12 protein-coding genes are annotated in these 11,738 nt (G+C 70.9%); 4 read left to right on the forward strand and 8 right to left on the reverse strand.

What is annotated here, in order from left to right:
- Positions 1–63: 63 nt before the first annotated feature.
- The 6 genes from ACWDSJ_RS27310 to ftsH form a co-directional block, all read right to left on the reverse strand.
- Complete coding sequence (locus ACWDSJ_RS27310; protein ID WP_387368180.1) at positions 64–534, reverse strand: DUF3180 domain-containing protein; 471 nt, start codon at positions 532–534, stop codon at positions 64–66.
- 5 nt (positions 535–539) lie between these two features.
- Positions 540–1,064, reverse strand: coding sequence for a 2-amino-4-hydroxy-6-hydroxymethyldihydropteridine diphosphokinase (folK, locus tag ACWDSJ_RS27315; protein ID WP_450035211.1), 525 nt, complete (start codon positions 1,062–1,064; stop codon positions 540–542).
- Positions 1,061–1,444, reverse strand: coding sequence for a dihydroneopterin aldolase (gene folB / locus ACWDSJ_RS27320; protein WP_450035212.1), 384 nt, complete (start codon positions 1,442–1,444; stop codon positions 1,061–1,063). The genes folK and folB overlap by 4 nt, the downstream gene beginning before the upstream one ends.
- On the reverse strand, positions 1,441–2,262 hold the full coding sequence (gene folP, locus ACWDSJ_RS27325) for a dihydropteroate synthase (RefSeq protein WP_450035296.1): 822 nt from the start codon (positions 2,260–2,262) through the stop codon (positions 1,441–1,443). Before folP ends, folB begins: the two co-directional genes overlap by 4 nt.
- 59 nt (positions 2,263–2,321) lie before the next feature.
- Positions 2,322–2,936, reverse strand: a complete 615-nt coding sequence (folE, locus tag ACWDSJ_RS27330; protein ID WP_387368444.1) for a GTP cyclohydrolase I FolE — start codon at positions 2,934–2,936, stop codon at positions 2,322–2,324.
- A 126-nt stretch (positions 2,937–3,062) separates the two neighbouring features.
- Positions 3,063–5,417, reverse strand: coding sequence for an ATP-dependent zinc metalloprotease FtsH (gene ftsH, locus ACWDSJ_RS27335; protein ID WP_450035213.1), 2,355 nt, complete (start codon positions 5,415–5,417; stop codon positions 3,063–3,065).
- A 415-nt stretch (positions 5,418–5,832) separates the two neighbouring features.
- On the opposite strand from ftsH, the gene ACWDSJ_RS27340 reads away from it, so the two are divergent.
- A complete protein-coding gene (locus ACWDSJ_RS27340; protein WP_387368169.1) occupies positions 5,833–6,648 on the forward strand; it encodes a hypothetical protein in 816 nt (271 codons plus the stop codon).
- 3 nt (positions 6,649–6,651) lie between these two features.
- Here the strand turns inward: ACWDSJ_RS27340 and ACWDSJ_RS27345 are convergent, their stop codons facing one another.
- The gene (locus ACWDSJ_RS27345; protein ID WP_387368166.1) at positions 6,652–7,485 is read right to left on the reverse strand and encodes a DUF1266 domain-containing protein; all 834 of its coding nucleotides are present in this window, start codon (positions 7,483–7,485) and stop codon (positions 6,652–6,654) included.
- A 161-nt stretch (positions 7,486–7,646) separates the two neighbouring features.
- On the opposite strand from ACWDSJ_RS27345, the gene ACWDSJ_RS27350 reads away from it, so the two are divergent.
- Positions 7,647–7,904 carry a DUF2277 domain-containing protein gene (locus ACWDSJ_RS27350; protein ID WP_387368163.1) on the forward strand — a complete coding sequence of 86 codons (258 nt, stop codon included), beginning with the start codon at positions 7,647–7,649 and terminating at the stop codon, positions 7,902–7,904.
- Between the two features lie 7 nt (positions 7,905–7,911).
- Here ACWDSJ_RS27350 and ACWDSJ_RS27355 read toward each other — a convergent pair whose 3' ends face one another.
- Positions 7,912–9,183 (reverse strand): PucR family transcriptional regulator, encoded by a 1,272-nt coding sequence (locus ACWDSJ_RS27355; RefSeq protein WP_450035214.1) that lies wholly within the window; start codon positions 9,181–9,183, stop codon positions 7,912–7,914.
- Positions 9,184–9,328: 145 nt separating this feature from the next.
- Here ACWDSJ_RS27355 and ACWDSJ_RS27360 point away from each other — a divergent pair, with 145 nt between their 5' ends.
- Both ACWDSJ_RS27360 and ACWDSJ_RS27365 read left to right on the forward strand, forming a co-directional pair.
- On the forward strand, positions 9,329–10,894 hold the full coding sequence (locus ACWDSJ_RS27360; RefSeq protein ID WP_450035215.1) for an aldehyde dehydrogenase family protein: 1,566 nt from the start codon (positions 9,329–9,331) through the stop codon (positions 10,892–10,894).
- A complete protein-coding gene (locus tag ACWDSJ_RS27365) occupies positions 10,891–11,730 on the forward strand; it encodes an SDR family oxidoreductase (RefSeq protein WP_450035217.1) in 840 nt (279 codons plus the stop codon). Before ACWDSJ_RS27360 ends, ACWDSJ_RS27365 begins: the two co-directional genes overlap by 4 nt.
- Positions 11,731–11,738: the final 8 nt, after the last annotated feature.

Genomic DNA, 11,738 nt, shown 5'->3' on the forward strand with positions numbered 1-11,738 from the left:
AGGATAGCCTGGTCAACTCGTTCCGGGTGGAAGCCGGTGCGATAATTCCCGAACGAATAATTGCTAGGAAGTAGCCGCTTCGTCGGGCGGTTCGTTGGGCGCGCGACAGCAATACTCCAGCCACAGGGCCGCCGCGACCAGGGCCAGCCCGGCGACGAGACCGACGACCGCGCCCGGCGTGTCGGCCGCGGCCGCGCGCAGGGTCGACCGCTGCGGGAAGACCCAGATCAAAAAGCCCAGCCACACCCCCGCCGCCAGCGAACCCACCAGCGCCGACGCCTTGGCCAGCGCGGCCGCGCGGGCGACGGTGATCGGATGCAGATGCCGGGGCGCGTCGCCGATCCGGTCGTCGTTGACCCGGGCGCGAATCACGAAGGCCAGCACGGCCTCCAGCGCCGCCACCGGATAGAGCGAGGCGCCCGCGATCGCGGTGATCGGCGGGAAGCTGGAGTACGCCCAGCGCGTGGCGATCCACGCCACGACGGCGGCCACCAGCACGTTCGCGGTCAGATCCAGGGCCCGCGTCGGCTTCATGACGTTCATGACACGGCCGCGCGCAGGGTGAGTTCGGTCCGGCGGACACCGTCGATCTCGCTGGCGTCCAACGCGTTCAGCCAGTCCCGGATCGGCAGTTCCCGGCCCTCGGCCGCCAGCACCGCGTCCGGTTCCACCTCGAGCCAGGGCACCAGGACGAAGGCGCGGCGGTGCGCTTGCGGATGCGGCAGGGTCAGCGTCGGGTCGGTGCTGCGCACCTCGCGCGAACCCGTCGCGCAGCGAATCACGTCGACGTCGAGAGTCCGTGCGCCCCAGCGCACTTCGCGCACCCTGCCGGCGGCCTGTTCGAGTTCCTGGCCGCGCCGCAGCCAGTCGCGCGGTTCGGCGGCCGGATCGTCCACCACCACAACGGCATTGAGGTAGTGCTCCTGCGGCACCCCGCCCCACGGCGCGGTCGAGTACACCGACGACACCGCGACCAGATGCGGCGCGCAGGCGTCGACGACGCCGCGCAGGTGGGCGAGGCGGTCGCCCAGATTGGATCCGATGGACAGCACCGCGCGGCTCACGCGATCACCTCAGCCCCGGCGCGGCGACGGGTGGCGACCACCCGGACGTCGGCGAAGGTGTGCGGGATGGGGGCGGACGGCTTGTGCACCACGACCTCCGCGGCGGCGACGCGCGCGTCGGTCATCACGTCGTCGGCGATCTCGGCGGCCACCGTCTCGATCAGATTGCGGGGCGGTCCGGTCACGACGGCGACGGCCCGCCCGGCCAGCTCGCCGTAGTCGACGGTGGCCGAAAGGTCGTCGGCGGCGGCCGCTTTCGCGAGGTCCAGCCACAAAGTGATGTCCACGACGAACTCCTGGCCGTCGCGGCGCTCGAAATCGAAGCACCCGTGATGGCCGTACGCGCGCAGGCCGCGCAGCTCGATGCGGTCGGTACTCACTCGGCTCCCTGTCGGATTCGTTCGGCGCGCCGCCAGGCGTCGGCGACGGCGATGGCGTCCAGTGACGCACGAACATCGTGGACCCGCACACCCCAGGCGCCGTGCAGCGCGGCCAGCGCCGAGATGGTGGCCGTGGCGGTCTCGCGCCCGTCGGGCGGGCGCGGGCCGGAGTCGTCGGCGAGCAGCGCCCCGAGGAAGCGTTTGCGGGAGGCGCCGATCAGGATGGGCAGGCCGTGCGCGGTCAGCTCGGGCAGCGCGCCCAGCAGCGCCCAGTTGTGCGCGGCGTTCTTGGCGAAACCCAGGCCGGGGTCGAGGACCAGGCGGCCGGGGTGCACCCCGGCGGCCATGGCCAGGTCCACCTGCATGGACAGCTCGTCGCGCACCTCGGCGACGACGTCGTCGTAGTGCTCGGCCCGGCCCGTGTGCCGGTAGTCGGCGTCCGCCCGCCAGTGCATGAGGATCCACGGAACCTCCGCCGCCGCAACGACTTTCACCATATCCGGATCGGCGCGGCCGCCGGAGACGTCGTTGACCACCGAGACCCCGGCCGCGAGCGCGGCGTCGGCCACCGGGGCGCGCATGGTGTCCACGCTGGTCGGCACGCCCGCCGCGACCAGTTCGCGGATGACGGGCACGACCCGCGCGGCCTCGGTCGCCGGATCGACGCGCACCGCGCCCGGCCGGGTCGACTCGCCGCCGACGTCGATGATGTCCGCGCCCGCCTCGTACAGCGAGAGCCCGTGCGCCACAGCGAGATTCGGATCCAGGTAGCGGCCGCCGTCGGAGAACGAATCGCCGGTGACGTTGACCACGCCCATCACCACGCACGAGCGGTCGCCGCGCGGGGAGACGAGTCGTCCGGACACGGGCCGCTCGCTCACTTCCGCAGGATCAGATCGAGGGCCTCGGCGCGCGAGGAGGCGCTGCTCTGCAGCAGGCCGCGCACCGCGGACGTGGTGGTGCTCGCGCCCGGCTTGCGGATGCCGCGCATGGCCATGCACAGATGTTCGGCCTCGATGACCACGATCGCGCCGCGCGGATCCAGTTTGCGCATGACGGCGTCGGCGATCTGGCTGGTCAGCCGCTCCTGCACCTGCGGGCGCTTGGCGTACAGATCGACCAGCCGGGCCAGTTTGGACAGACCGGTGACCCGGCCCTGCGGGCCCGGGATGTAGCCGACGTGCGCGACGCCGTGGAACGACACCAGATGATGTTCGCAGGTCGAGTACATCGGGATGTCGCGCACCAGCACCAGCTCCTGATGGCCCTCGTCGAACGTGGTGTTGAGCACCGCGTCCGGTTCGGTGTACAGGCCCCCGAACATCTCCCGGTAGGCGCGCGCGACCCGGGCGGGGGTGTCGGCCAGACCGGGGCGGTCGGGATCCTCACCGATCGCGAGCAGCAGTTCGCGGACCGCCGCCTCGGCGCGCGCCTGATCGAATCGGCGGCCGGTCTCGATCGCGATCAGAGCGTCGGTATCGGGTTCTGCGATGGCGTGGTTGTTGGCCGACACTCGGGACACCTCCAAAAATCCGGGTACGCGGCGCCCGGCGGCGCCGGTCGCGACCGGCGCCGGTTACCTCTCGGCACCGCGCTGTCGAGCCTAATCTCCGGTCGATCAGTGCCGACCGTTCGGCCCGTCCCACTCGCCGCCCTCGGATTCGCCGTTGGGCGAGGGGTAGCCCTGGCCCTGCTGATCGTGCGGCTGATGCCGAGCGGGACGGCCGTAGCGCTGACCGCCGCCGGGCGCCCAGCCGCCCTGCGCCTGCCCGCCGGGGGCGGGACGGCCCTGCTGATCCTCCTGCGGCGGCCAGCCGGGGGCGGACCAGCCGGCCGGGGCGCCGTAGTCCGGCCGCGAACCGTGCGTGCCGGGCCGCGGGTAGCCGGGGCCGTTGCCGGGCAGCGGGTACCCGCCGGGCTGCGGCTGCGGATACCCGGGCTGCGGCTGCCGCGCGCTCTCGGGCGGGTAGCCGTTGGCCGGAACCGGCTGGGCCGCGGGGCGGGCCGCCACCTGGGTGGCCGACTCGTCGGGCCACGGCTCGCCGCGCTCGGCGGCCAGTTCGCGGGGGGTCTTGACCGGCGGGCGGTCCGAGGGGGTGCGCTCGCCGAAGTCGTTGAACGCCGTGATGCGCGGCCGCTTGTCGACGGTGGCGAGGACCTCCTCGAGATCCTTGCGGTGCAACGTCTCCCGCTCGAGCAGCGCGCTGGCCAGCGCGTCCAGTTCGTCGCGGTAGTCGTTGAGGATGGCCCACGCCTCGGTGTGCGCGGCCTCGATGAGGTTGCGCACCTCCTCGTCGATCTCGCGGGCGACCTCGTGCGAGTAGTCCGAGCCCATGCCCATGGACCGCCCCAAGAACGGGTCGCCCTGCTCCTGGCCGTAGCGGACCGCGCCCAGCCGGGCGCTCATGCCGTATTCGGTGACCATCGCGCGGGCGATCTTGGTGGCCTGGTCGATATCGGAGGACGCGCCCGTGGTCGGCTCGTGGAACACCAGTTCCTCGGCGGCGCGCCCGCCCATCGCCATCACCAGCCGGGCGATCATCTCCGAGCGGGTCATCAGGCCCTTGTCGTCCTCGGGCACGGTCATGGCGTGGCCACCGGTGCGCCCGCGGGCCAGGATGGTGACCTTGTAGACCGGCTCGATATCGGGCATCGCCCAGGCCGCGAGGGTGTGCCCGCCCTCGTGGTAGGCGGTGATCTTCTTCTCGTGCTCGCTGATGATGCGGCTCTTGCGCCGCGGGCCGCCGATGACGCGGTCGACCGACTCCTCCAGCGACGCGCCCGTGATCACCTGGCCGTGCTCGCGCGCGGTGAGCAGTGCGGCCTCGTTGATGACGTTGGCCAGATCCGCGCCGGACATGCCGACCGTGCGCTTGGCCAACCCGTCCAGGTCGGCGTCGGGGGCGATCGGCTTGCCCTGGGAATGCACCCGCAGGATCGCGCGCCGGCCCGCGAGGTCGGGGTTGCCGACGGGGATCTGCCGGTCGAAGCGGCCCGGCCGCAGCAGCGCCGGGTCCAGGATGTCGGGGCGGTTGGTGGCCGCGATGATGATCACACCGGTGCGGTCGCCGAAACCGTCCATCTCGACCAGCAACTGGTTCAGGGTCTGTTCGCGCTCGTCGTGCCCGCCGCCCAGGCCCGCGCCGCGCTGACGGCCGACCGCGTCGATCTCGTCGACGAAGATGATGCAGGGGCTGTTCTGTTTGGCCTGGTCGAACAGGTCGCGCACCCGGGACGCGCCGACACCGACGAACATCTCGACGAAGTCCGAACCGGAGATGGTGAAGAACGGCACCCCCGCCTCACCGGCGACCGCCCGCGCGAGCAGCGTCTTACCCGTGCCGGGCGGGCCGTAGAGCAGCACGCCCTTGGGGATCTTCGCGCCCAGCGCCTGGTAGCGGGCCGGATTCTGGAGGAAGTCCTTGATCTCGTAGAGCTCCTCGACGGCCTCGTCGGCCCCGGCCACATCCGCGAAGGTGGTCTTGGGCATGTCCTTGGACAGCTGTTTGGCCTTGGACTTGCCGAAGCCCATCATGCCGCCGCGCCCGCCGCCCTGCATGCGGGCCATCACGAACACGAACAGGCCCAGCAGGACCACCATCGGCAACACGAACAGCAGCACCTGGGTGAACCAGCTGTCCTGCTTGACCGTCGTGTTGTAGGGCGCGCCGGAGGCCTGCACGTCCTTGAGGATCTGCGCGGAGACCTCGCTGCCGCCCGGGTACTTGGCGATGATCTGGCTCTGGCCGTCGGTCGCGTCGTTGCCCTTGTTCAGGGTGATGCGGAGCTGCTGCTCCTTGTCATCGATCTGAACCTGTTTGACGTTGGCCTTGTCCTGCAGCTGGGTGAGCGCCACCGAGGTATCGACGTTCTTCCAGCCGCGCGTGTCGTTGCTGAAATACGTGACCAGATAGATCACGAGCAGGATGCCCGCGACTATGGCCAGGTTGCGAAACACTGTCTTGCGGTTCATAGAGCGTCGGCCGGCGGGCCAGTCCTTTCCGGTGATTCCGGTTCGTGCCTACGATGCATCGGGCGGCGTATCCGCAACCGGAGGCGACCGGGTGCGACCGAACGGATGCGGACAAGCCACGTTACCGCGTACGGTCTACTCGATACATCGCGCAGTTCGGCACCTGATGCAGTTCGACAAGTAAACGGTCGGAGAACAGCGGTGGTTCCCGGCCTGTGCTCAGACCGATCCGAACATCATGTGTTCGGCGTCGGACCAAGTGGTCACAATGATGACATGCGCGTCCTATTGTGAGCGAGGACACAACACGAGTGCAGGGGGTATGGACATAGTCGAGTTACGGACACCCACAGCGATCCTGCGTCACGGCGGTGGTCGGCTGCAGGTCCTCAGACCCGGTGCGGAGGGCGAGCGCGTGCTCGACGTGCCGGTCTCCGACCTGCTCAAGGTCCGGCTGAACCGGCGTACCGACGACGCCGTCGTCATCGAGATCTACCTGCGCTACCCCACCTCGCTGCTGACCGGCATCCCGGCGGACCGCACTCCGCTGCCCGTGTTGATCGCCGAGCACGATGTCCCGGCGGCCACGGTGATCGTCGAGCGGATCAACGCCCAGATCACGGCCACGCAGCGCATCGACATGTCCGTACCCGACCTGGAACCGCCCGCCCCGGTGTGGGGTAAGAACGGTCCCACCCGCGCCGACGTCGATCGCGCGGTCCGCCGGATGGCCCCGCGCCGGGACACCAAGGCCGCGGTCACCACGCTGCACCGGCTGGTCACCCCCGAGGAGTTCGCGCTCGAGACGGCGCTGGTCACCGCCCAGCCCCCGGCCGGACGCGGGCGCGGACTGCTGGCGGTCACCACCGCGCGCCTGCTGTTCGTCGCGATCGGCCCGGCCGAGCGCTACGCCCACGAGATGCCCGTCGCCGCGCTCATGACGGCGCGCTCGGCCGACACCGACGGGGAACCCGGCGTGCAGGTCTGCGACGGCAATATGACGCTGACCTTCGTCGGCGCCGACCGGGCCGACACCGAGCGCGTGGTGGGCGCGCTGACGTTCGCGATCCAGCGCGAGGCCGCCGACGGGGCCGTCGCCCCGCCGGATCCCGGTGTGGCCCAGCTGTATTCGGAGTGGGAGCTGCTGGTCGAGCGGCATTCGCTCGGTATGGTCGACGATTCGCAGTTCCAGCGCTACGGCCGGGGCATCCTGCGTTCGCTGCCCGACTGAGCGCTAGGCGCTCGCCTCGGTGGGCTGCAACGAGATCCGGCGCCAGGGGCTGGTGGGCCGCATCCACAGCCGTACCAGTTCCAGGCGCCGGTCCACGCCGCCGGACTTCAGTTCGGCCAGATCCTCGCACGCCTGCCAATAGGTCCAGCCGGTGAGATAAGAGTCACCGAACTGCCGCCAGTTGCGGTAGCGGCGCTGGGCCGCGGGCAGCGCCCGCATCACGTAGTCCCAGGCGGCGTCGGCGTCGAGATATCCGGCGGTGAACGCCATCCGCGCGACCGCGACCACGCGGGCCAGATCCCACGCCTGGATGTCGGCGGGCAGCGGCTGCACCAGATGCTCGGTGAGGCCGAGTTTGATGGCCTGGGACCAGATGTCGTAGTCGCGCACGAGGGCCTCGGGGTTCTCCATGCCCCGGAACGAGCCGACCTGCCGCAGGAAGGCCCGGTGCCGATCGGCCCGCTCGCCGAACCGGTCCCGCTCGGGCGAGTTGATCGCGGCCATCACCAGCGGATGCACCAGCGCGTAGAGCGGGGAGTGCATCCCCTCCAGCAGCTGTTCCATCGAGGCCATGGCCTCGGTGCCGTCGGTGATGCCCCAGGCGCCGGTGAGGGTGTCGATGGCGAGTTCGCGGCGGTCGCCGAGCGGGTGCTCGCGCTCGGGGCCGAGCAGCAGCGCGTCGTGGAAGGCGTCCCAGCGCGCGGAGTAGAACGCCCCCAGCGAGAGCGCGCGCAGCTCGTCGTCGGAGACCTGCGCACCGGACCAGTGGTCGTCCTCGCGCCGGTCCAGCTCCTCGTAGGGGAAGGTGGTCAGTGTCGGCACGTCGCGGGTGGCCATATCTTCGATTGTGTCGTATCGATGCGCGGCGGGTTCGCCCATCCCCGTCGAGACGCGCGTCACGCCGCCGCCGCGCGGCCGGCGCGGCTGCAACACACAATTTTCACATCTGTGGTTTCTTGACCTGTCGCGGTCGGTTACCGAGCGCTACTCTCGGCGCCATGTGTAGAAACATCACCGTCCTGCGCGGGCTCGAGCCGCCCGCGACCGATCAGGAAATCTACGCGGCCGCACAGCAATACGTGCGGAAGGTCGGTGGGCTGACCGGCCTGTCCTCCACCACCAAGCCCGCGTTCGACAAGGCGGTGGCGGCGGTCGCGGCCGCGACCACGCAGTTGCTGGCCGAACTGCCCGATCGCCGGGTGCCCCCGGCCACCGAACCTCCGCTGCGACGGCTGGCGGCCAACGCGGACCAATAGCTCACGGCTATCGAACTCCGTAGATCGCGGCGCACTCCAGCGCGATCTCCAGCCACAGGCCGCGGTGTTCGATCGGATGGCCCAGTAGTTCCTCGATGCGCTGCATTCGATAGCGCACCGTGTTCTTGTGCACGCCCAGTCGTTTCGCGGCCGCGTCCGGACTGCGACGGCAGCGCAGATAGGCGTGCAGCGTCTCGCGCAGCCGCGCGGAGTTCGCGTCCGGCGCGGCCAGCGGGCCCAGTTCCCGCACGATGAGCGCGCGCATCGCCGCCTCGTCGGTTCCGGCCAGATAGGCCACCTCGACCTCCGGATAGTGCAGCACCCGCCCGATCTCGCCCCGCGCGCGCTCGGCCACCCGCCGCGCCGAGACCGCCTCCCGATGGCTCGCGCGGAAGCCCGCGATCCCCGCGGCGGGCGCGCCGACCGCGATCCGCACCGGCGCCTCGACCGTCGCGGGCGCGCGGGCGGCGTCGGATTCCACCGCGATCCAGGCCCACAGCGCGCTCGCGCCCGACGGCACGGTCAGCACGCTGCGGCTGCCCAGGGCCGCGGCCAACCGCGCCACCACCCGGTCGAGCAGGCCCAGCGTCTCGCCGTCGCCGACCTCGGCGCGAAAACCGTTGTCCGGCAATGTCATCGGGCCCGGCATCGCGTCGTCGGTCCACACCACGCAGGCCAGGTGCCGCCCGGCGAGCCGGTAGCCCAGCCGCGCGCTGGCCTGATCGATGTCGGCGTCGGCGCCCGCCAGCAGCGCGCGCACGAGTTCGGTGCGCTGGTTCAGGGCCGCGCGCAGGCCGCGTTCGCGCTCCTCGATGTAGGTCTCGGTGAGTTCCTCCACCGACGTGCCGACCCAGCGGATGGACCGCTCGAACAGCCGCATCAGCACCGATCGCTCGATGTCGGGCGGCAGCCCGCGCCGGTCCAGCACCTCGGTCATGTAGTCCATCACCGCCTCCTGACCCAGGTGGTAGACCCGCAGCAGCAGTCGCAGCTCGAGGCCGCGGCGGGCCAGGGTGCGGGCGAAGTCGTGGGCCTGCTGCGGCACCGGGTAGTCGGCGCGGTCCTGGGTGAGCCCGCCCAGCATGACCAGCGCGTGCGCGTGGGTGCTGGCCGCCAGATCGCGGCGGATGTCGCGATCGGCCAGCTCCGGCAGCCGGGCCACCACCTCGTCGTCGAGCCGGTCCACGATCTGGTCGAGGATGCCCGGACGCAGGGTCTCGGCGACGAAGTCGTTGAGCCACTCCCGCACCAGCGGATGGGTGCCCGCGGTCCGCGTCATCGCCGCCCTCCCTTTGTATCCGGAGTACAAACCGCGCGGGGAGGATTGACCGTCACGGCCAAGAAGCCGCCGCGCGATTGTGTCACGATCATAGTTCAGTGAACCATTTCACAATTCAGCGAAACGTGTACCCGGAGAACAGATCGTGACGAACCCCCAGACGACACCCGCCGACGCCGCCGGGATCGAGGTGCGCAATCCGGCGACCGGCGCGGTGGTCGGCACGGTGCCGAACGAGTCGGCCGCCGCCGTCGCCGCCAAGGTCCGCGAACTGCGGCTGTATCAGCGGGAGTGGGAGGCCATCGGTCCCGACGGCCGCAAGGAGTGGCTGCTGAAACTCCAGGACTGGCTGATCGACCACACCGATCACCTGGCCGACGTGGTGCAGTCCGAATCCGGCAAACCGCGCGTGGACGCCCTGATCGATCCCGGCTTCGCGGTCGATCTGATCGGCTACTACGCCCGCCGCGCGGCCGGTTTCCTCGCCGACGAGCATCCCGCCCCGCACAGCCCGCTGGCCCGGGTGAAGAGGCTGACCACGGTCTACCGCCCGTATCCGGTGGTCGGGGTGATCACCCCCTGGAACTTCCCGCTCGCCATGCCCGCGCTGGACGTGATCCCCGCGCTCGCGGCCGGGGCGGCGGTGCTGCTCAAACCGTCGGAGGTGACCCCGCTCTCGGCGCTGGAACTGGCCCGCGGCTGGGCCGAGATCGGCGCCCCGCCGGTGTTCGCGGTGGTGACGGGGGCGGGCGAGACCGGCGCGGCCGTGGTCGACAATGTCGACTATCTGCAGTTCACCGGGTCCACCCGGACCGGCCGGGCGATCGCCACGGCCTGCACGCGGCGGCTGATCCCCTACAGCCTGGAGCTGGGCGGCAAGGATCCGGCCATCGTGCTCGCCGACGCCGATCTGGATCGCGCGGCGTACGGCGTCGCGTTCGGCGGGCTGTTCAACGCGGGCCAGGTCTGCATCTCGATCGAGCGCGTGTACGTCGAGGCCCCGGTGTACGACGAGTTCGTCGCCAAGCTGACCGCGCACGTGCGCACGCTGCGCCAAGGCCAGGACGATCGCCGCGCCCGCTTCGACATCGGCGCGCTGGCGACCGAGGCGCAGCGCGACATCGTCGCGCGGCACGTCGACGACGCCATCGCCAAGGGCGCCACGGCCGTCACCGGCGGCAAGCCGACCGGCGTGGGCACCTTCTTCGAGCCGACCGTACTGGTCGACGTCGATCACACGATGGCCTGTATGACCGAGGAGACCTTCGGCCCGACCCTGCCGGTGATGAAGGTCGCCGACGAGACGGAAGCCGTCGCGCTGGCGAACGATTCGATCTACGGCCTGTCGGCGTCGGTGTGGACCGGCGACAAGGTGCGCGGCGAGCGCATCGCGCGGCGGCTGAACGCGGGCGCGGTGAACGTCAACGACGTCTTCGCCAACCTGTTCAATTTCGCCCTGCCGATGGGCGGCTGGCAGCAGTCCGGCATCGGCGCGCGCTGGGGCGGGGCCGAGGGGGTCCGCAAGTACTGCCGCAAGCAGGCGCTCACCACGCCGATGCTGCCGACGCAGCAGCGGGAACTGTTCTGGTTCCCCTACACCAAGACCCGGCTCGCGATCGCCCTGTCGGCCATGCGCGCCGCGGGCGCCCGGGGCATGCGGCGGCTGGGCGTGCTGGACGTGATCAACACCGTGGGAGGTAGGGGCAAGTGACGGATTTCGGCATCATTCGCGGCAAGGTCGTGGTGATCACCGGTGGCGCCCGGGGCATCGGGCTGGCCACCGCCACCGCGCTGCGCGCGCACGGCGCGAAGATCGCCATCGGCGACGTGGACGAGGTGGCCGTCAAGGAGTCCGGCAGCGCCCGCGATTTCGAGCACTACGCCCGGCTCGACGTCACCGACCAGCAGTCCTTCACCGCCTTCCTCGACGAGGTGGAACGGCGGCTCGGCCCGATCGACGTGCTGATCAACAACGCGGGCATCATGCCCACCGGCCGCGTGGTCGAGGAGCCGGACGCGCTGACCCGCCGCATCCTCGACATCAATGTCTACGGCGTGATCCTCGGCTCCAAACTCGCCCTGGCCCGGATGCTGCCACGCCGAAGCGGGCACATCGTCAATATCGCCTCCCTCGCCGGGGAGACCCATGTCCCCGGGCTGGCCACCTACAACGCCTCCAAGCACGCGGTGCTCGGCTTCACCGACACGCTGCGCGAGGAGTACCGCGACAGCGGGGTGTCGTTCTCGTCGGTACTGCCGACGCTGACCAACACCGATCTGGGTTCGGGCGTGACCGCGCCCAGACTGCTGCGCCCGGCCGAGCCGGAGGAGATCGCCGCCGCCATCGCGAATCTACTGGTGCGCCCGCGCGCGAAGGTGCGCGTCACCCGGGTGGCGGGGACGATCTCGCGGTTCTTCGGCCTGCTGCCCCAGGGCGTCGCGGACGCGCTGGGCCGCTCGCTGGGTTCGGGCCGCGCCTTCCTCGACGACGTCGACGCGGGCGCGCGCAAGGCGTACGAGGAGCGGGTGCGCTCGGATACGAAGTGAGCCACCGC

The sequence above is a fragment of the Nocardia sp. NPDC003482 genome (assembly GCF_053588115.1).